Annotated in this window: 18 protein-coding genes and 1 pseudogene; 2 read left to right on the plus strand and 17 right to left on the minus strand. The window is 43.1% G+C overall.

What is annotated here, in order from left to right; genetic code table 11:
- Positions 1-153: 153 nt before the first annotated feature.
- From ACTNDQ_RS01240 to ACTNDQ_RS01270, 7 genes and pseudogenes are all read right to left on the minus strand, one after another.
- On the minus strand, positions 154-567 hold the full coding sequence (locus ACTNDQ_RS01240) for an RNA-guided endonuclease InsQ/TnpB family protein (RefSeq protein ID WP_441063355.1): 414 nt from the start codon (positions 565-567) through the stop codon (positions 154-156).
- Positions 567-1,316 (minus strand): RNA-guided endonuclease InsQ/TnpB family protein, encoded by a 750-nt coding sequence (locus tag ACTNDQ_RS01245; RefSeq protein ID WP_441063312.1) that lies wholly within the window; start codon positions 1,314-1,316, stop codon positions 567-569. Before ACTNDQ_RS01245 ends, ACTNDQ_RS01240 begins: the two co-directional genes overlap by 1 nt.
- Positions 1,264-1,923, minus strand: a pseudogene (locus ACTNDQ_RS01250) (IS607 family transposase). Before ACTNDQ_RS01250 ends, ACTNDQ_RS01245 begins: the two are co-directional and overlap by 53 nt.
- 144 nt (positions 1,924-2,067) lie before the next feature.
- On the minus strand, positions 2,068-3,027 hold the full coding sequence (locus ACTNDQ_RS01255) for a hypothetical protein (RefSeq protein ID WP_441063313.1): 960 nt from the start codon (positions 3,025-3,027) through the stop codon (positions 2,068-2,070).
- Positions 3,028-3,130: 103 nt separating this feature from the next.
- The gene (locus ACTNDQ_RS01260; protein WP_330684171.1) at positions 3,131-3,301 is read right to left on the minus strand and encodes an HD domain-containing protein; all 171 of its coding nucleotides are present in this window, start codon (positions 3,299-3,301) and stop codon (positions 3,131-3,133) included.
- Between the two features lie 170 nt (positions 3,302-3,471).
- Positions 3,472-4,131, minus strand: a complete 660-nt coding sequence (locus ACTNDQ_RS01265) for a hypothetical protein (protein ID WP_441063316.1) — start codon at positions 4,129-4,131, stop codon at positions 3,472-3,474.
- 70 nt (positions 4,132-4,201) lie between these two features.
- Positions 4,202-4,768: an HD domain-containing protein gene (locus tag ACTNDQ_RS01270; protein WP_441063317.1), complete on the minus strand. Its 567-nt coding sequence runs from the start codon at positions 4,766-4,768 to the stop codon at positions 4,202-4,204.
- Positions 4,769-5,056: 288 nt separating this feature from the next.
- Between ACTNDQ_RS01270 and ACTNDQ_RS01275 the strand changes: the two genes are divergently transcribed.
- Positions 5,057-5,551 carry an HD domain-containing protein gene (locus tag ACTNDQ_RS01275; protein ID WP_250789729.1) on the plus strand — a complete coding sequence of 165 codons (495 nt, stop codon included), beginning with the start codon at positions 5,057-5,059 and terminating at the stop codon, positions 5,549-5,551.
- Between the two features lie 99 nt (positions 5,552-5,650).
- On the opposite strand, the gene ACTNDQ_RS01280 is transcribed toward ACTNDQ_RS01275, so the two are convergent.
- Entirely contained in the window at positions 5,651-8,113 is a 2,463-nt protein-coding gene (locus ACTNDQ_RS01280; protein ID WP_441063320.1) for a glycogen/starch/alpha-glucan phosphorylase, read from the minus strand.
- Positions 8,113-11,277 carry an isoleucine--tRNA ligase gene (gene ileS, locus ACTNDQ_RS01285; protein ID WP_279199248.1) on the minus strand — a complete coding sequence of 1,055 codons (3,165 nt, stop codon included), beginning with the start codon at positions 11,275-11,277 and terminating at the stop codon, positions 8,113-8,115. Before ileS ends, ACTNDQ_RS01280 begins: the two co-directional genes overlap by 1 nt.
- Positions 11,278-12,069: 792 nt before the next feature.
- Between ileS and ACTNDQ_RS01290 the strand changes: the two genes are divergently transcribed.
- On the plus strand, positions 12,070-13,359 hold the full coding sequence (locus ACTNDQ_RS01290) for a D-alanyl-D-alanine carboxypeptidase family protein (protein ID WP_279199239.1): 1,290 nt from the start codon (positions 12,070-12,072) through the stop codon (positions 13,357-13,359).
- Here ACTNDQ_RS01290 and ACTNDQ_RS01295 read toward each other — a convergent pair.
- From ACTNDQ_RS01295 to ACTNDQ_RS01330, 8 genes are all read right to left on the minus strand, one after another.
- On the minus strand, positions 13,336-14,292 hold the full coding sequence (locus tag ACTNDQ_RS01295) for a 3'-5' exonuclease (protein ID WP_021650273.1): 957 nt from the start codon (positions 14,290-14,292) through the stop codon (positions 13,336-13,338). The genes ACTNDQ_RS01290 and ACTNDQ_RS01295 overlap by 24 nt on opposite strands.
- Positions 14,293-14,362: 70 nt before the next feature.
- The gene (locus tag ACTNDQ_RS01300) at positions 14,363-15,325 is read right to left on the minus strand and encodes a nucleoside hydrolase (RefSeq protein ID WP_441063323.1); all 963 of its coding nucleotides are present in this window, start codon (positions 15,323-15,325) and stop codon (positions 14,363-14,365) included.
- Between the two features lie 489 nt (positions 15,326-15,814).
- Positions 15,815-16,252, minus strand: coding sequence for an Hsp20/alpha crystallin family protein (locus ACTNDQ_RS01305; RefSeq protein ID WP_015526401.1), 438 nt, complete (start codon positions 16,250-16,252; stop codon positions 15,815-15,817).
- Positions 16,253-16,670: 418 nt separating this feature from the next.
- Positions 16,671-17,417, minus strand: a complete 747-nt coding sequence (locus ACTNDQ_RS01310) for a YibE/F family protein (protein WP_441063325.1) — start codon at positions 17,415-17,417, stop codon at positions 16,671-16,673.
- Positions 17,414-18,115, minus strand: a complete 702-nt coding sequence (locus ACTNDQ_RS01315) for a YibE/F family protein (RefSeq protein WP_441063358.1) — start codon at positions 18,113-18,115, stop codon at positions 17,414-17,416. Before ACTNDQ_RS01315 ends, ACTNDQ_RS01310 begins: the two co-directional genes overlap by 4 nt.
- Positions 18,010-18,282 (minus strand): hypothetical protein, encoded by a 273-nt coding sequence (locus ACTNDQ_RS01320; RefSeq protein ID WP_441063361.1) that lies wholly within the window; start codon positions 18,280-18,282, stop codon positions 18,010-18,012. The genes ACTNDQ_RS01315 and ACTNDQ_RS01320 overlap by 106 nt, the downstream gene beginning before the upstream one ends.
- A gap of 426 nt (positions 18,283-18,708) precedes the next feature.
- A complete protein-coding gene (locus ACTNDQ_RS01325) occupies positions 18,709-20,181 on the minus strand; it encodes a PTS transporter subunit EIIC (protein ID WP_173762839.1) in 1,473 nt (490 codons plus the stop codon).
- Positions 20,182-20,294: 113 nt separating this feature from the next.
- The gene (locus ACTNDQ_RS01330; RefSeq protein ID WP_015526406.1) at positions 20,295-20,774 is read right to left on the minus strand and encodes a PTS sugar transporter subunit IIA; all 480 of its coding nucleotides are present in this window, start codon (positions 20,772-20,774) and stop codon (positions 20,295-20,297) included.
- Positions 20,775-20,816: the final 42 nt, after the last annotated feature.

Here is a 20,816-nt window from a genome sequence, read left to right on the forward strand (position 1 = left end):
TATAAAAAGTTATAAACTTCTATGTTTCATTCCTACTTCAACGAGTATGTTTTTGATGATATAAATATCTATCTACTCACAAGTTCTTGTACTCTCCATAGGCGTAAATTCCGGATTAACGTACCCGTACATATTTGCACTAACGTTTTAGTGTTAGCTTGCAGCTCTTTCTCCATAAGTCTTGAGATTTATAGATGCCTGAAAATCTCTGTCAATGACATTTCCACAATCACATTTATAAATTCTGTCAGATAATTTCAAGTCTTTTTTAATGTTTCCACAGCAACTGCAAAGCTTTGATGATGGATAAAACCGATCAGCCACAATAAGCGGAATCCCTTTATCCCTGCACTTGTGTTCAAGCTGCTTTCTAAACTCAAAAAACCCCTGATTCTGAACTGCTTTTGATAAATGTCTATTTTTCATCATTCCACTAACATTCAAATCTTCAATACAAATAAATCTTGGTTTTCGACTTACAATTTCAGATGTAGTCTGATTCAAATAGTTCTTACAGATATTTGTTAATCTGTGATTTCGTTTTAATAAAAGTTTTTCCTTTTTGATTACATTATTTGTTTTGCAGTAACTTTCTCCTTCTTATTTTTCTCGTAAGAGCGAGAGATACTACGCTGTAATCTGCGTTTCTGTTTTTCTAGTTTCTTTACTTTCTGACTTTTATTGATGTTCTTATACTTAGCTCCATCAGAGCAAATAGCCATATCTTTGATTCCTAGATCTATACCAATTCCATCATCATTAAGTTTTTCTATGCAATCAGGAAATTCCACACATACGCTGATCCACCAGTTCAACCCATCAAAAGATATTCTCGGATTCATGTATTTAGCATCTGTAGGAATACGACCATGCTCTGCAAGTCTTACCCAATTTAGTTTTTGTTTATTTCTTTTCCTGCTCGAAGAAAATCCTTCAAACTTAACATGAGTATTGCTGAATTGTATCTTAACATTATCCTGATAGAACTTCGGCATTGATCTCTTTTTTGACTTGAATCTTGGGAATTTCTGCAAACCTTTGAAAAAGTTCTTATAAGCAGTGCAGGCATCTTTGATTGCCTGTTTGGTTACATTATTTGAAATACTCAATAACCATGCGTATTCATCAGAATGTCTAAGCTTTGTAAATTCTTTTCTGAGTTCTGCATCTGAAATGAATTTTCCGCCTTTTTCATAGTTTTCTATCTCCCTTGCCAAAGCCCAGTTATAAGCAAATCTTGAAGCACCTGCGTACTGAAACATCTTAGTTTTCTGTACATTGTTTGGTATCAACATTGCTTTTATGGCTTTTACCATCTACTTCCTCCTGTATCAGTTCCCGGATAAGTTTCTTAGCTTTATTCGCTCGTTTTCCTTGTAATTTGCAACTGAATACTGTGATCATCTGAACCAGATCTTCAACAAGTTCCTGCTGTTCGGATTTTTCAGTATTATCAATAATCTCAATCTCACAATTATAAAGTGAAGCGATATATTCTATCAATTCAAAACCAAATCGCAATAGCCGATCTTTATATAAAACAACAACCTTTTCAACCTGATTTTAAGATATTCGCCTGATCAATTCCTGGAGTCCTTTTTTCTTATAATTAATTCCGGAACCGATATCACTTATTATCTCAAATGGCTGTCCTTTTGCCAGAAGATATGTCTTAACATTATCAATCTGTCGTTCCAGATCATCTTTCTGTTTATGGCTGGAAACGCGATAATATCCAATTGTAATGCGATTTTTAGGCTTTACATTTATTACCTGGTTGAGTTGCTCATCAGAATAATATCCATAGCCGCTTACTGTAGTATGATGCGGATGAAGTTTTCCATTGGCATCCCAATTTCGTAATGTCTGGGCGGATACGCCTATAATTTTTGAAAATTCAAGTATAGAATAATATTTACTCAAAGCATCAACTCCTTTCAATAATATTCCACTCTAATATCTTATAAAACTCAACATGTACTTATATGATTTTATAATTTATATTTAACTGTTAATACCCCCCATTTTCGTTTTTTCTATCATGATTATACTATATTCATTGGAGCACTAGCTATTATATTCTTCCTTTATATAAAAATATACAGAGCAAAAAATGACTACTGCTCTGTATATTAAAAAGATATATCTACTGTCGCGGAACAGGATATTGTGCACCCATTGTCCAGTGTTTTGTAAAATCAAGGGTTGGATAAGCGGCGTTGTACGATCATTGTCTTCAATTGCCTTAAATCGCGTATACTGGCTTTCTGCTGCGCCATATGCTGATGTTGACCCCAGATAATAACAATCAACAATATATGCACCAAAATAATTCTCTTCCGTGATTCCATATAAAGTTATTCCAACATTGACACAATTCTGGATAACTGAATCTTCGTCTCTATTGCATCCTGCTAATCCATTACGTACATTACCTGTATTCAATGAATTGTATATCTTTCCATCCCAATTATACGCTGCAATCCCCCCTTCATACTGAAAAGACGTTGTATCATCTTCTTCACACTTAATCCGCCCATAATTTATACTGTGACCAATACTTCCATACCAGTTGTATTTCGCAATTCCTCCTGCATACTCTTTGCCTGTAATTTCGCCATAATTTGTACAGTTCTTAATTTCTTTATGATTTTCAACGCAAATACCTGCTGCACTGGCATTACGCGTCTGGCTGTTTCCAAGAATATCTGTATAATGTCCATTCCCTGTAACTTTAGCATAATTTGTACAATTTGAAATAGTGCCAAGGTTACCGCTTACAATTGCAGCTACATCTCCACCACCGAAAGTACTTATATTCCCCTTTACAATACAACCAGCTATTGTTCCATAATTATCTACTGCAACAGCACAGGTACGTGTATTTTCACTTTTAATATTGCAGGAATCGAATATTATATTTCTTATTGCACCAAAATTATTATTAAATAACGGTTTGTTCAAATTAATGATTTTATGTCCATTTCCCTCACCTGATTCCGCAATTCTGTCAGATACTCTGAGCATTTCACCTGCTCGTTTCCGTAGGTCATCTGCAGATCATATTCCAGCGGAATCCAGGTTTTAATATCGGATTTGTTGTGCTGGACCAGGCACATTTTCATGATCTTCAGAAGATCCGCCTCAAGAAACTATCACAGACAAAATATGCCATCAACGTGATCCGCAAGGAATGCTCCGCAACGCTCTCCCGCCTGCCACCGGAAGTAGAACTATGACGCACCGCATCCTTTAACCGTTCTGCAACGGAAAGTACTTCGATCAGTTTTTCTGGTTTCATATATTTTGCGCTCCTTTTTCTGTTATTATAGCAACCGTATAAATCAACTATTTTCTGCTAATATAAAGCAAATAAAAACATTCCAAAAAGCCTTGAAATACCAGCGCTCAGAGAGTTTTTGAAGTCACGAAAAAAGGAACCGGCCTCCCCGGTTCCTTTTTTTATCATCTCTACATACTATATCCATCCAGATATACTGCTGATACATAATTTTTGCTGGTATTCTTATACAATATCTGCAGATAATGTTCTCCATCCAAAATGACTGTGCTTCCATTTTTGATCTTTCTCTGTCTTCCGGTTCCGTGTTCACTGTAATATATTGCAACTATCTTGTAGCCCTTCTTTGCAGTGATACATACTTTTGCCTTTCTGGAATAACCTTTTGTAACCGGGACCATGGTCTTTTTATCAAAGGATTTTTTATAATCTTTTCTTCCGAATTTGCACACATTTAACGGATTTGAATAATTATGTACCGTAACTTTAGATTTGAAAGAATATGTTTTTCCATTCTTTCTTTTTACTTTGAAGGATATGATAGAAGTTCCTGTTTTTTTTGCCTTCAGCGTAAGGGTATAATCATCCAGAAACGGCATTTTTTTTACTGATACCACACTGGTATTACTGGATTTCAGCCCCAGAACTTTGTCGGAGCTGACAGAGTTTATGATTACATATCCGATTTCCTCACCCTTCATAAGAGCGATCGACTTATGAAATTTGAGTGTACCCGCCGCCTGCGCTGTGACCGGTGCTACTGCAAGATCTGTCACGATAAATGTAAGTGCCAGAAATAACACCAATAATCTCTTTACTGCTTTTTTCATTACTTTTTCCCCCTTTTATAAGCATTTTGGACTTATTCCATACATATTAGTATACAAGAGTTATTCATATTCAACAACCTTTTTTCTGAATTTTCCGCACACTATCTTCCCGAACCTTTGCGCGAAGCTCTGTCAGATATTCTGAGAATTTCACCTGTTCATTTCCGTAAGTCATCTGCAGATCATACTCCAGCGGAATCCAGGTTTTAATATCAGATTCATTGTGCTGGATCAGGGCTTCCAGCTTGTCCAGAGCTTTATAGATCCTGGCCTCCAGAGTCTGCTGCTCTTCCATTTCCTGATAGAGTTCTGACATTTCTTTATTGAACGGCTCCGGCAGAGTCTTCACCCATTCTCCCAGCACATCGGCTTCTTTCTCCGAATCCTTATCCGTTTTTTCAAAGGCCGGGATATCACCGGTAAAAGCTTCTCCCAGATCATGGATCAGGCACATTTTCATAATTTTCAGAAGATCTGCCTCAGGAAACTCATCACTGACAAAATATGCCATCAGCGTGCTCCTCCAGGAATGCTCTGCAACGCTCTCCCGCCTGCCACCGGAAGTATAACTATGACGCACTGCATCCTTTAACCGCTCTGCAACGGAAAGTACTTCGATCAGTTTTTCTGGTTTCATATATATCACGCTCCTCTTCTTTTTATTATGTCAACCATCTAAATCAGCTATTTTCAGCCTATCTTATATAGCTGTCCATAAAACCGTTATAGCGTTTTCACTTTACTATACCATAATTTCCCAAAGAACAGACCCCCAAAAAACATTCTCCTTACTTCTGCGCGCTGACATTTCCCATCCCAAATAAATTTGTCCAAGCTAATTTCTAAAAAAACTATAAACCATATTGCATTTTTCTCCATAAGCGTCATAATGAAATTATAAACAAAAGAAAGAAGGTGATTGCCGATGGATATCACGGTGTCGGATGAGGTCTCACAGGAATATCATGCGCTTGTGAAGAACATCCTCTGTAACAGAGAGTTCCTGAAGCTGAGCCTGTACACCCACCACCAGTGGACCACACGGCTCATGCACAGTATCAATGTTTCTTACCTCTCCTGGTTCATTGCCAGGAAGCTGGGATGTGACGAGAAAGCCGCCGCAAGGGCAGGACTTCTCCACGATTTCTGTCCCTATGACTTCAGGGCGGAGACACCGACCGGTGAGCATCAGGCGTTTTATCACCCGAAGGCTGCCGCAGACAACAGTGCCGCACACTTTGATGTCACAGACAGAGAGCTGGATGCGATACTCTCACATATGTTCCCTCTGGGACCTCTTCCACGCAACAAGGAAGCCTGGATCATCAGCTTTGCCGATAAGGCCTGCGCTATTGCGGAAGGCTGCCACATCGCCATTGCACTGGCCAGACGCAACCGGATCGTCATCAATCCGGCATAATTTCCACACAAAAAACAGGGCCGTCTCCACTTCTGACGAGCCCTGTTTTTGTGTGGAAATTTATTTTATGGTAATACTTTGCAGATTACTTTCTACATCTTAGTTCTCTTTCACAATAACCTTATCCAGATGCCAGATATCATCTACATACTCCTGGATAGTTCTGTCGGATGTGAACTTACCGCTGCATGCTGTATTGAGAAGTGCCATCTTAGCCCAGCGTTTCTCATCCTTATATGCTTCCTCAACACGCTTCTGTGCCTCTGCATAGGAACGGAAGTCGCCAAGGATGAAGTACTGGTCAGGTCTCGGCATGTTGCGTTTGTCGAGAAGTGAATTGTAGATGTCACGGAACATCTCTGTATCGCTGGAGAAGGTTCCGTTGATCAGCTGCATCAGTACCTGACGGATCTCCGGATCTGTGTTGTAGATGAAGTCCGGATCGTAACCGCCGTTGTTCTCATAGTTGATGATCTGGTCGGAGCTCATACCGAAGATAAATGCATTCTCCTCGCCAACCTCCTGTACGATCTCAACGTTAGCACCATCCATGGTTCCAAGTGTCGGAGCACCGTTCAGCATGAATTTCATGTTACCTGTACCGGAAGCCTCTTTACTTGCTGTGGAGATCTGCTCGGAAACATCTGCTGCCGCAAAAATGATCTCAGCGTTGGATACACGGTAGTTCTCAATGAATACAATCTTCAGCTTGCCGTTGATGGAAGCATCATTGTTTACAACATCTGCCACACAGTTGATCAGCTTGATGATCTTCTTTGCACGTGCGTAAGCTGCGGAAGCTTTTGCACCAAAGATAAATGTTCTTGGATAGAAATCCATCTCCGGATGTGCCTTGATCTGGTTGTACAGATAGATCACATGCAGGATGTTAAGAAGCTGACGTTTGTACTCATGAAGTCTCTTAACCTGGATATCGAAGATAGAGTGCGGGTCAACCTCAACACCATTGTGCTCCAGGATATATTTTGCAAGACGCTCTTTGTTCTTGAACTTGATGGTCATGAACTCCTGAAGAGCCTTCTCATCGTCTGCGTAAACCTTAAGCTTGGAAAGCTGGGAAAGATCTGTGATCCAGTCCGGTCCGATCTTGTCTGTTACCCAGTCAGCCAGAAGCGGGTTTCCATGAGCAAGGAAACGTCTCTGTGTGATACCGTTTGTTTTGTTGTTGAACTTCTCAGGCATCATTTCATAGAAATCCTTCAGCTCCTGATTCTTGAGGATCTCGGTATGAAGGCGTGCAACACCGTTTACAGAGTAGCCTGCAACGATCGCAAGGTGAGCCATCTTAACCTGTCCGTCATAGATGATCGCCATCTTCTTGATCTTCTCGAAGTTTCCAGGATATTTCTGCTGGATCTCAAGAATGAAACGACGGTTGATCTCCTCGATGATCTGGTATACACGCGGAAGCAGTCTGGAGAACAGCTCGATCGGCCATTTCTCAAGTGCCTCGGACATGATGGTGTGGTTGGTGTAAGCACAGCATTTTGTTGTGATATCCCATGCCTGATCCCAGCCAAGACCTTCCTCATCGATAAGAATACGCATTAGCTCTGCAACTGCAACTGTCGGATGAGTATCATTCATCTGGAATACAACCTTCTCATGAAGCTTTGTGATGTCATCGTGTGTTTTCTTATATTTGGCAATCGCTGCCTGAAGGCTGGCAGATACGAAGAAGTACTGCTGTTTCAGACGAAGCTCTTTACCTGCCATATGGTTATCATTCGGATAAAGTACCTCAACGATAGTACGTGCAAGGTTCTCCTGCTCTACTGCGTTGTGATAATCACCCTTGTCAAAAGAGTCAAGGTTGAAGTCTACGATCGGCTCTGCATCCCAGATACGAAGTGTGTTTACAACATCATTGTTATAACCTGTGATCGGCATATCGTAAGGAACAGCCTTAACTGCCTGATATCCTTCATGGATGAATTTATTCTCGTTCTTCACCGGATCCCACTCAACGCGTACATATCCGCCGAAATGAACCTCTTTTGCATACTCCGGACGACGGAGCTCGAAAGGATAGCCGTTCTTCAGCCAGTTATCCGGTGCCTCTACCTGATAACCGTCACGGATCTCCTGCTTGAACATACCATAACGGTAACGGATTCCGCATCCGTATGCACAGTAGTTCAGAGTTGCAAGAGAATCCAGGAAGCATGCTGCCAGTCTTCCAAGTCCACCGTTTCCAAGAGCCGGATCCGGCTCCTGGTCTTCGATGCAGTTAATGTCAAGTCCAAGCTCCTCAAGAGCCTCCTTAACCTCGCCGTATGCACCAAGGTTGATCAGGTTGTTTCCAAGGGCACGGCCCATAAGGAACTCCATGGACATATAATATACGATCTTCGGGTCCTGTTTTTCATACGCCTTCTGGCTCTTGAGCCAGTTGTCAATGATCACGTCCTTCACAGTGTAGCTTACAGCCTGAAAGATCTGCTCCTGTGTAGCCTCTTCCAGTGTTTTTCGATAAAGGAATTTTACGTTTTCTTTTACACTTTTTTTGAATTCCTCTTTCTCAAACTGCTTGTCAATCATTAGTTTTCCTCCTGTACTTTGGATACTCCCAGTGTTACAGCCTCTTTGTTGATGTTCCACTCCTTGGTGTAACCCTCTGCTTCTCCCAGAATAATGTTTTCTGCCAGTACTTCACGTTTGATCTCATCCTGGTTTGCTTTCATGATATCCATGATCTTATCGTTATCTTTTGCATAGACAATGATCTTGTCCATGACTTCGAAACCAGCCTCTTTACGCATGGTCTGAACCTTGCTGATGATCTCGCGGACAAAGCCCTCCTGGATCAGTTCAGGTGTAAGGTTTGTATCAAGGACAACGGATGTCTCACCGTCTGTCTCTGTCACATAGCCCTCGCTCTGGGCTGTTTCGATCAATAAGTCTTCCTCTGCAAGCTCGACTCTGTTTCCGTCAATGTCAAGAACGAGAACACCATTATCTCTCAGCTCTTTCATTGCTGCGGTTCCGTCGATCTCGGAGAGTGCGGTACGGATGCCGTTCAGAAGCTTGCCGTATTTCGGTCCTACTGTACGAAGCTGCGGCTTGAAGCTGTAGGAAATGAAGGACTCTACATCATCTGCGAATTTCACTTCTTTTACGTTAAGCTCATCTGCGATGATATCTGTGTAGAATTTATCCATAGCTTTCTCAGCTTTTACATACATGGTTCCGATCGGCTGACGGTTCTTGATGTTTGCGGTATTTCTGCATGCACGTCCAAGAACAACGATCTCAAGAAGCTCTTCCATGTTTGCCTCAAGATCCTTGTCGATCCATGCTTCGTTTACCTCCGGGTAATCGCAGAGATGGATACTCTCCGGAGCGTCTGCATCAATGCTTCTTACAAGGTTCTGGTAGATATCCTCAGTCATGAACGGAATCATCGGAGCTGCAGCCTTGGCAACAGTTACCAGTGCTGTGTAAAGTGTCATGTACGCATTGATCTTATCCTGCTCCATGCCCTTAGCCCAGAAACGCTCACGGCTTCTTCTTACATACCAGTTACTCATATCGTCAACAAATTCCTGGAGTGCTCTTGCAGCCTCCGGAATCTTGTAGGAATCAAGATCCGCATCGACAGTCTTCACCATGGTATTCAGCTTGCTGAGCAGCCATTTATCCATAACCGGAAGCTTATCGTAATTTAAAGTATATTTAGTCGCATCAAAATTGTCAATGTTCGCATACAGTACGAAGAATGCGTAGGTGTTCCACAGAGTGCTCATGAACTTTCTCTGTCCCTCTACAACTGCCTTGCCATGGAAACGGTTCGGGAGCCACGGAGCACTGTTGATGTAGAAATACCAGCGGATCGCATCTGCGCCGTATTTGTTCAGCGCGTCAAACGGATCTACGGCATTTCCCTTGGACTTACTCATCTTCTGTCCGTTCTCATCCTGTACATGTCCCAGAACGATTACATTCTTATACGGAGCCTTATTGAAAAGCAGTGTGGACTCAGCAAGAAGGGAGTAGAACCATCCTCTTGTCTGGTCAACAGCCTCGGAGATGAAGTCTGCCGGGAACTGCTGCTCGAACAGATCTTTATTCTCAAATGGATAATGATGCTGTGCAAAAGGCATTGCTCCGGAATCGAACCAGCAGTCGATTACCTCCGGTACACGGTGCATGGTCTTGCCGCAATCCGGACACTTCATGGTGATATCATCAATGTATGGACGGTGAAGCTCGATGGTCTTCGCACGCTCGTCACCACTCTTCTCATAGAGATCCTGGCGGCTTCCTACGGATTCCATATGTCCGCACTCACACTGCCAGATATTCAGTGGTGTTCCCCAGTAACGGTTTCTGGAAATACCCCAGTCCTGAACGTTCTCAAGCCAGTCACCGAAACGTCCCTTACCGATGCTCTCCGGAATCCAGTTGATAGTATTGTTGTTACGGATCAGATCATCCTTTACTGCAGTCATCTTGATGAACCAGGACTCACGTGCATAGTAGATAAGCGGTGTGTCACATCTCCAGCAGTGTGGATAATCATGCTCGAATTTCGGTGCGTCAAAAAGCTTGCCCTCTTTGTCAAGGTCTGTGAGGACCATCGGGTCCGCTTTCTTTACGAATACACCTGCGTATGGTGTCTCTTTGGTCATGTTGCCCTGTCCGTCTACGAACTGTACGAACGGAAGGTCATACTCACGTCCGACACGGCTGTCATCCTCACCAAATGCAGGTGCGATATGAACGATACCGGTACCATCACTCATGGTAACGTAGTTGTCACAGGTTACAAAATGAGCTTTTTTGCGCTGTTTTGCTGCTGCCTCTCCTGCACATGCAAAAAGCGGCTCATATTCTCTGCGCTCAAGGTCTGTTCCTTTATATTTCTCAAGGATCTCATATGCAGGCTCATCATCCTTTGCAAGCTTGCCGAGAACCTTGTCCAGAAGTGCTTCTGCCATGTAGTAGGTATAGCCGTCTGCTGCTTTTACCTTGCAGTAGATCTCATCCGGGTTTACACAAAGTGCAACGTTGGACGGAAGTGTCCACGGTGTTGTTGTCCATGCCAGGAAGTATGCGTCCTCATCAACAACCTTGAAACGCACGATCGCAGAGCGCTCTTTAACAGTCTTGTAGCCCTGAGAAACCTCCTGTGCGGAAAGCGGAGTTCCGCAGCGTGGGCAGTAAGGAACGATCTTAAAGCCTTTGTAAAGGAGACCTTTTTCCCAGATCTCTTTCAGCGCCCACCACTCGGACTCGATGAAATTGTTGTCGTATGTTACATACGGATGCTCCATGTCAGCCCAGAAACCAACGGTAGATGAGAAATCCTCCCACATTCCCTTGTATTTCCATACGCTCTCCTTACACTGCTGAATGAACGGCTCCATTCCGTACTCCTCGATCTGCTCCTTGCCGTCAAGGCCAAGCTTCTTCTCAACCTCGAGCTCAACCGGAAGTCCGTGAGTATCCCATCCTGCTTTTCTCGGAACCATGTACCCCTTCATTGTACGGTATCTCGGGATCATATCCTTGATAACTCGTGTCAGAACGTGTCCGATATGTGGCTTACCATTTGCGGTAGGCGGTCCGTCATAGAATGTGTATGTCTCGCCCTCTTTACGGCTGTCCATACTCTTTTCGAAAATCTTGTTGTCTTTCCAGAATTTCTCGACTTCTTTTTCACGGTCAACAAAATTCAGATTCGTGTCAACTTTACGATACACAATATTTACCTCCTGTGTCTGATTACTGGCTGCTGCCTCATCTGTAAGGCCACAGCGGATTGTTTCTTCACAGATACCTGTTCGTGCCAATGCTTCGGGCACTTATAAAAAAAGACCCCATCCTGTAAAAGGACGAAGTCTGATTCGCTGTACCACCTGTTACATTATACGGGCCTGTGTCCGGATCCCTGCGTCTTCTGCTGTGTTCTTATGCTCTGTGTTATGGCGCGGGCTGTTGTTCCATGTCTGTTCATGGCGGACAATTCTTTGTATCTGCCGATATATGTTCCCTGTAACGGAGGAAATCCGTCAGTTCTTACTTAATGATCATCTGTATATCAGATATTCTTCCGGCTGCTGCCGGACAACTTCGGAACTGAAGCTCAGGAGTGATATTCCGCCATATTTACTCGTCCCGGGCTCCCACCATCCCCGGTTCGCTGCAAGCTTTCCATATGGCCTACTGTCTCCATCACAGCTTTTTCTATATACGCTGTCTATTATAGGTTGGGGAAAATCCATATGTCAAGTGTTTTCATGGATTTTTTCTTATTATATGTATGTTCACTTCTTCTTAATGGAATTTTCACAGACTGCAAGTGGTTTTTCCGGGAGGAAAGTGGTATACTACTACAGAATCTTGAGGGCAAAAATACAGCGTTTCATTAATACAATGCTATAATTAATGAAATACTGCACCTCATCACAAAACGGGCAAGATTTTTTCGGTTACTGATTCTCAAATGAATAATAACCTTCTCGCCCGGATTTATCACTGAAAGGTATCTTGTTATGAAAAATATGAAAAAACGATCCTTGCGCCGGATCTTTGCAGGCATTCTCGGCATAGGGATCCTGCTCACAGGCGCAGCTCCCTGCGCGGCGGCTGCCTATGGATACGATGAATATGGTGATCCTATCGTCACTGCCACACCGGTTCCTGATGGTCAGGCCGCAGCAGTCACGCCTGCTCACTCCAGCTATTATTCACAGGCTGCCGACACCGATTCCATTGACGGGTGGCCCAAAGGTCCCGGCATCGAAGCACAGGCTGCAGTCCTTATGGACGTAAATACAGAAGCCGTTCTTTATTCCAAAAATGCGGACACACAGCTCTACCCTGCCAGCATCACGAAGATCCTGACTACACTGCTTGCCTGTGAAAATCTGAATGCTAAGACAAACATTACCGTATCTGAAAAAGCTTCCACCAGTGTAACTGCCGGAGATTCCAGTATTTATGCTGCTCCCGGTGAAAAATTCACCAGGGATCAGGCCCTGATGGCTGTCATGCTCCAGTCCGCTAATGAAATGTCTGTCGCCGTTGCGGAAGAAGTTTCCGGCTCTGTAAAGAAATTCACAGAACTCATGAACTGGCGCGCCAAGCTTTTTGGCTGCAAGAACACACACTTTAACAATCCCAACGGTCTTCCGGATGAGAATCATTACACCACAGCCTCCGACATGGCAAAGATCGCCAAATCCGCCTGGCTGAACCCTCTTTTCCGGCGATACTGTACCAAACGTTATTACGAGATCCCGCCTACCAATAAATTTGCGGAAGCCCGCCAGCTGCTCAATCATCACAAGATGATGAAAAACGGCGAATATTATTATGAAGGCGTCCGTGGCGGAAAAACAGGCTACACGGATGCATCCGGCAACACACTTGTCACCTACTGCAAACGAGGAAATATAACGCTGGTAGCCGTGATCCTGAATTCTACTTCCGCGGCAAATGCTTACAGCGATACCTCTTCTCTTTTTAATTATGGTTTTGAAAATTTTGAAAAGGTGGATATGAAGGTGTCCATGGAGCCAGTCCCGTTTAAGGTACTCCCTTGTGACAAATATATCCTTAAGAATAACGGAAACACCTATCCGTTTTATTATCAGACAAAGGTTTATGTGACCCTTCCAAAAGGTATCAAAAAATCACAGCTTAACAAACGCCAGGCCGTTCTTCAGAATGCTGTCGGCCCACTGCGTCTGAAAAGCAAATATTATTATAAGAAACAAATGGTCGGATGGGGAATGCAATACGAACGAAACATCGTATCAGATCTTCTCCTGGCTTCGTAACATTTTCCTGCGGCGGAGAGATTCGTGCTTTTCACGGATCTCATCCGCCGCTTCTGTATCTTCTGCTCTCAGGGTCTTCACCCCGAAATATTTTCCCTCATCGGTTTTTCGGATCCGGATCTTTCCGGCAACAGGTCCATGCTCATGGCAAAGGGCAAGGCTGTAATATACCTTGGAATTGTTGGTACTGAACCAGCGGATCTTCCTCTTGGCAGGGCATCTGCAAATGGGACACATGGTACTTACCATGGTACGGTCCTTCATCAGACGCTCCTTTGATACAAATTCCCTGGACACAAACTTGTCATGGTCTGTATAGGAAATATAGATCTCGCTGTCTCTGGATTTTGGATTCTGATATACATCCAGGGACGGATGGCGGATCATGCAGGCTTCATCGATCTCCAGGAGTATCCTGGCAGTATAGCTGGCGTCTGCCAGTGCCCGGTGAAAATCCCGGTTTTTGGGAAGCTGCAGGTAGTCTGTAGCATATTCCAGGGAACGCCTGGATATTCCATCCTCGAATTTTATGCTGAAAAGTTTCTGCACATCGTAGTAATGCACCGGCCCTGGCATCAGCTTCAGAAGATTATAGTATTTCATATTGCGCTGAAGTTCCATCACATCCTGGTCTCCCCAGGTAAAAAAGCGATACTCCTCCCCGCACCATTCCAGAAATCTGCGGATTGCCCTTGGAAAAGGAATGCCTTTTTCCAGTTCATGATAATCCACGTGGATCACTTCGTGGATACTGTCGTGGATCCAGTGGTACACTTTGGGCTTGATCAGGCACTGAAAGGTATCAACGATCTCTCTTTTTTCATTTAATTTTACTGCCCCGATCTCTATGATCTCAAACGGGAGCCGACTGTCCGGATGTCTTCTTCCATCCGGATTCTGGTTCCATTCCAGGTCAAATACAATATAGTTCATGGGTTTTCTGTCCTCTTATCTGACTGCTCAGCTGCTTCATAAATGCAGCTGTTTCCGGATCGGTATCCGGCTATTTCATATTTTTGCATTCGGACACAGAATAAATCGCTTCAAACAGCTCCTGCTGGAAGCTTTCTGTATCTGCATCTGTCAAAATCATATCTTTCATTTCGTCTTCTTCGTGTAGCCACCAGCGGAAATCGCATAATGTGGCACCCCGTCCGGCACCGTCTGAACAATCCACATCCAGGAATACTTTTTCTGTTTTAAAGAACTCCGGATGGATGAGATACATAAACGGTACAGCAGCATGGATACTTGCCACGCAGCGATATTTGGAAAAATTTTCAAGTACGTAGCCAGCCATATCTCCACAGGCTCTGGCTGCCGGATCACCGGACTGGCACAGCTTCATGATCTGGTTTCTGGTGAGATTACATTTCAGGGTAGCATCCAGTCCACACATGATCAGTGGGATTCCGGAAGCGAATACGATCTTTGCCGCCTCCGGATCTGCGTAGATGTTGAATTCCGCTGCCGGTGTGATGTTTCCGCCTTTTGCTGCGCCGCCTGTAAAAACAATTTTTCTGATCTTATTCTTTATTTCAGGAAAAACCTTCAACAGAAGTGCAAGATTAGTCATTGGTGCAGTTTCGATCATTACTACCTGCTCACCCTCCGGAATGGCATTCAGAATGTCACGTATAAAAAGCACTGCATTATCAGAAGCAGCCTCTGATTTTGCTTCCGGCAGTACGCAATGGCCAAGCCCTGTCTCTCCGTGGAATTCTTCCGCATAAATTGCCGCTTTCACAAGAGGACGGTCCTGGCCTCCTGCCACCGGAATCTTCAGTCCGTAAAATTCCAACAGCTCCAGTGCATTTTTGGTCACTCTTTCTATCCTGGTACTTCCTGCAGATGTCGTCACTGCAAGCAGCTCCAGTTCATCCTGATGTGCTGCCGCATATGCCAGTGCGATCCCGTCATCGATTCCGGGATCACAGTCCATGATAACCTTGATCTTATCTCCCATATATTCACCTCTGTAAAAACTCTTTCCCCAATTTTATAGTATTGCCGAATTTCCGCTGTTTACCTGTTCCAAGTATAACAGAGTGAGGATGTAGTGTAAAGTTAATCAGAATTCGTTACTGTTCACTCCGTTCTCAGCAACACGCTTCGCGATGCACAGAATTTATGCTAATCGCATAAATTCGCGCGGTATGTCTCGGGTTTTCTGTGACCTTCGCTCACACAAAACACCTCGCGGAATATTACCAGTAAACAGTAATCAGAATTCACCTCTGTACTTCAGGCTGAAACGTAAAGAACCCCTCTGCCGGACATTGGCAGAGGGGTGGAAAAAAGGGGGTTATATTCATTTATATAAACAAATGCAATGTGCAATTTGGAGTTTTAATATCTGCAATATCCGTTTGGGTTGTTCCGGATATTGTTATTATGCTATATCCCATCACCCAGGACTTGCAATCCAGTACCGGGGCTTCACAATAAATGCTGTTCAATCAATAGAAACAAATTTCTTCTCTTCTGCTTCTTTCTTGGTCTCTTCCTTCGGGAAGGTTACATGAAGGATTCCGTTCTCATATTTCGCATGGATATCTTCATGCTTAATGCTCGAGCCTACATAAAAGCTTCTGTTGCAGGTTCCTGTATAACGTTCTCTGCGAACATATTTACCTTTATCATCCTTCTCGTCCTTCTTCTCTTCTCTGGTTGCCTGAATGTTCAGATAACCATTCTTCAGCTGGATTTTCACATCCTCTTTCTTAAATCCCGGAAGATCGATCTCCAGTTCATAATTGCCATCTACATCACGGATATCTGTCTTCATCATATCCTTCACCTGAGGATAAGCATTGGCAGCTGCCTGACGGCCTGTCGGATATCCCATAAAATCATCAAATAAATCTTCTCCGAAAATACTTGGCATTAACATAACTCATTCCTCCTGATCTATATTCGCTGCGTGCTGCGCAGGCGTTTTTAATTTACTGTTTCTGAAAACATCTGCAAATTCTGTAAGAACTTTCTCCGGAAGATTTCTTTTTTCTCTCTTCCTTTGTTCTGTATGTACTATAACACGCATTATTAGCACTGTCAAGAGGTGAGTGCTAATTTCACACTTTCTTCACATTTCACGTAATTTTACGATCCATTTTTCCGATACATATGTCTGAAGCGCCGAAGATAGAAGGACTCCCAGGATCAGAAATGGAACTGCCTGTAAAAACACTCCCATAAATACATAAATATAATAACTGCTTTCATAAAAGAGAGCCCACGTCTGCTGAATACAGGAAAGAACATCTGTATCGGGACCATGGATTCCGTATTCAGTGCAGTGGAGATATGCTTCATGAGATCTGTCGAATAATACATCTGATCGATACCGGGACGGTAATAAGGCAGGCTACCGCACCAGATAGCATGACTGCAACATCCTGGAATAGGAACTGGGAATTAAGAATGATCTCCAGGCTATATTGCTGTGTCTGAATGTATGAAAATAATAAAATAGTTCCTCCAAGATAAGCAAACAGCAACGTATTTACCGTTGTACCGATAATTTCTTTCCCAACCTGATAGCCGGAAGCTGTAAGCTCTTTCGCTGTCAGACTGTTTTTATGAGTCCAGACTTCATATACAGAAGATGTTACAGATAATGCTGTATCGATAACAGCCCCAAGAGTACTGAAAACAGTTACAAATATTCCTACATGAAGCATGTTAATATGAAGGTCCGTAATGTAATAATACATAAAATCGTCTTCCGAAATCTGCAGCTCATTTAACCCGTAACTTCCTGATCTCCATGTAATAATATAAATCGGAATAAACAAAAGTAACATTACCAGCAGTGTAGCCAGAAAAGCCGCCCGCGTCTTTGGATTATTTCCGTTCTGATAAAACAGAGAAATATAGCAGACACCTGCACCTGCCACCAATATCAGGAGCAGTACAGGAAAACCGGCAGATATCAGCATAATTGAAAAAAACAAAATTACAATATTCCCCGCCAGTGTCATAATTGACATGGCTCCACGCTCTCCGCCAATCAAGATCACCAGAAAAATTAAAATCAATGCAAGAAAAATGATCATTCTCTGACACCCCTTTTCCGTGATGGTATTTTCATAATCACTGAAGCAATAAAAACAGATACCGGTATTGCCAGTACAATTCCAATACTTTCTATCAGAAAACGACAGATATCATATGGAATGTGATATCTCACGATCGTTATAAAGCTCATATCATTATTCATCTTAAGTATGAACATGGGAATCATGCCGCTTGCCAGAACAAACAGCAGTACATTTATCATGGTTCCCATAATATCATATCCGATTTCACGACCGGAATGTATCAGTCTTCTCAGAGAAACCGATGGATTTTTCCGCACGATCTCTCCTACTGCTGCGCTGATCGTCACCGTCACATCCATAATTGCACCAAGTCCTGTCAGCATAATATCTGCCCAGAATATATCTGCTGAATTGCCTGTACTTCCAAGGTATTCCAGATTGGAATAATCCAGATCTCCGTACATATAAATAGAAAATTCAAACAATGCCATGATCAGAAACAGAACACACAGTGTTGAAAGAACTGAGGAAAATGTTTTTCTATGAATTCCATTTAAGCAGATCAATGTAGTCAGTGAAAAAAGAACTGCGATGACATTACAGATATTTAAAATATTTTCCCTTCTGTAAAAGCCTGAAATCCATACGCAAATATGACTGTATTCAGTATCAGTGATATGATCGTGTAAAATCCCTGCTTTCCTGTAATGCAGATCAGAAGAAAAAATAATCCTCCTGCCAGTAATACCAGATACCAATCCCTTTTTACAGAACGTATCGTTTTTCCGGGGCTTTCCTTTGAACCGCTTAAAAGAACGGTGTCTCCTTTATGATATTTCTTGGTCTGAACCTGAGAAGATGTATATTCATTAGAGACCATTATTTTTTCCCCTTTATGCGAACCGTTTAATATCCGTGCCGTAATATTCTGAGTATAGTAATATTCTTTTGAGCCCCTGGTTCCTTCTCTGCTCAGAGTCTGTTTTTCTGTTACGGAACATATTTTTGCCAGCGGTGTATGATAAAATCGGGAATTACAGCAGGTAAACAGAACAAAAATAATATATATGCCGGCTAAAAGATATTTTTTGTGAAATATGCAGGATTTCATTAACTTCTTTCCCCCTGTAGAAATATTGCAATTGTAAACGCACTGACCGGTTGCTTTTTATCGAAGTAACATTGTACGCTTTTTGAAAGTATCGGTCAATATAAGGTATACAAAAAAACAGCAGCAGAACCGTTTTCACAGTTCTGCTGCTGCCCCCATAATTATTTTAACAAATACCTGACTCCAAAAAAGCCATTATTTACAAAGCTCAGAAAATGCATCTGCAACAAACTGAACCTTGGTTCCGATAATAACCTGTACAGAAGTTTTTCCAGGTTTGATCACGCCTGCAACACCTGCAGATTTGATCACCTTATCATTTACAGCTGTAATATCCTTAACCTCAAGTCTCAGTCTTGTGATGCAGTTATCGATGCTTGTGATGTTCTCTTTTCCGCCACAGCCTTCCAGGATCTTCGCGGCAATAGCAGTATAATCATCATTTGCAAGCTCGATATTCTTCTCTGCCTCAAGATCGTCATCGTCTTCTCTTCCCGGAGTCTTCAGATCAAATTTCTTGATGGCAAAAAGGAATACAACATAGAATACGATAAATGCTGCAATTCCAAGAGGAAGGATGAGCCATGTCTTCTGTGCTGCCGGAAGTGAGGATGAGAAAAGTAAATCCATCGCACCGGCGGAGAAGCTGAAGCCTGCACGGAAGCCAAGAGCAACTGTGATCATGGTAAAGATACCGTAAAGTAATGCATAGATCACATAGAGGCCAGGAGCAAGGAACATAAATCCAAACTCGAACGGCTCAGTTACACCACAGATAAATGCACAGATCGCTGCAGATGCAACAAGACCGATGGCAACTTTTTTCTTTGCAGGTTTCGCACATTTAACCATTGCAAGTGCTGCACCAGGAATACCAAACATCATACATGGGAAGAATCCGGACATGTACATTCCAAGGCTCCAGGATACATCTGCAGAGGTTTCACCTGCCCAGAAGTGCTGAAGATCACCAAGTCCGATGGTATCAAACCAGAATACATTGTTCAGTGCGTGATGTAATCCGGTAGGGATCAGCAGACGGTTCAGGAATGCATAGATACCTGCACCAACAACATCCATACCTGCAACTGCTTTTCCTAATGCTACAAGTGCACTGAAAAGTAATGGCCATACAAACAGTAATACAACAGATACGATAATGGAAACCACTCCTGCGATGATCGCTACACAGCGCTTGCCGCTGAAGAATGACAGCCAGTCAGGAAGCTTGGTACTCTTGAATTTGTTATAGCATGTAGATCCGATGATACCGGCAAGGATTCCGATAAAAGGATTCGCAATTTTGTCAAACGCAAGAGTTTTTGTTGCATTGTCAGCGATTGATGGCATGATGGTTGTAACAAATCCTGTAGAAAGAAGTGTTGTGAGCATCAGCCAGGATGCAAGTGCAGCGATTCCGCCGGTTCCGTCATTCTTTTCTGACATACCGACACCAACACCGATAGCAAAAAGGATTGCCATGTTGTCGATCAGAGCTCCGCCTGCCTTAACCAGAAACAGACCGATCAGATTGGCTGCGCCGTGAATGTCTCCGCCCTGCATGGTTGCCGGACATAACCAGTATCCGATACCCATGAGGATACCACAGATTGGCAGTACTGCCACCGGAAGCATTAACGCTTTTCCCAGTTTTTGAAGAAATTTCATATATTTCCCCTCCCTTAAAATAAATATATTTGACCGGATCACTCCAGTTATAACACCCCGAAAATTGCTACTATCTCCGGGCTGCTATAAGCCTGTCAGCTGCATGAAGATGATCATGAAAGCTTGAGGACGGCTTCATCCGCCGAAACATCCCCCTCCTTCTGGAGGCTTATCTTTCCATAATCATCTGTGTTGCAGATCAGAACCGGGATAATCGTGTTTAAACCGGCTTTCTCGATTTTGTCCAGATCAGCCTCTATCAGAAGGTCACCTTTTTTGACCTTGTCACCTGCTGCAACGTGGGCTTTAAAGGGTTCGCCCTTAAGTGTGACTGTATCCAGTCCGATATGTATCAGTATTTCCGCGCCCTGAGTGCTTGTCAGCGTAACTGCATGAAGCGTATCAAATACCATTGCCACCTCACCGTCTGCCGGAGCATATATCCTGCCGTCTGCCGGGATCACGGCGAAACCGTCACCCAGTACCTTATCCGCAAAGACAGGGTCCGGAACCTCCGCAAGGGGAACCACTCTACCCTTGCAGGGTGCATAGATTAAATTTCCTTTATCTTTTCCTTTAAAAAATTTCAGCATATTCTCTTCCTCCCGTTATTTCACCACTTCTTCCGGTATTGA

The organism is Blautia massiliensis (ex Liu et al. 2021) (genome assembly GCF_052064225.1).
Taxonomy (GTDB): Bacteria; Bacillota; Clostridia; order Lachnospirales; family Lachnospiraceae; genus Blautia_A; species Blautia_A fusiformis.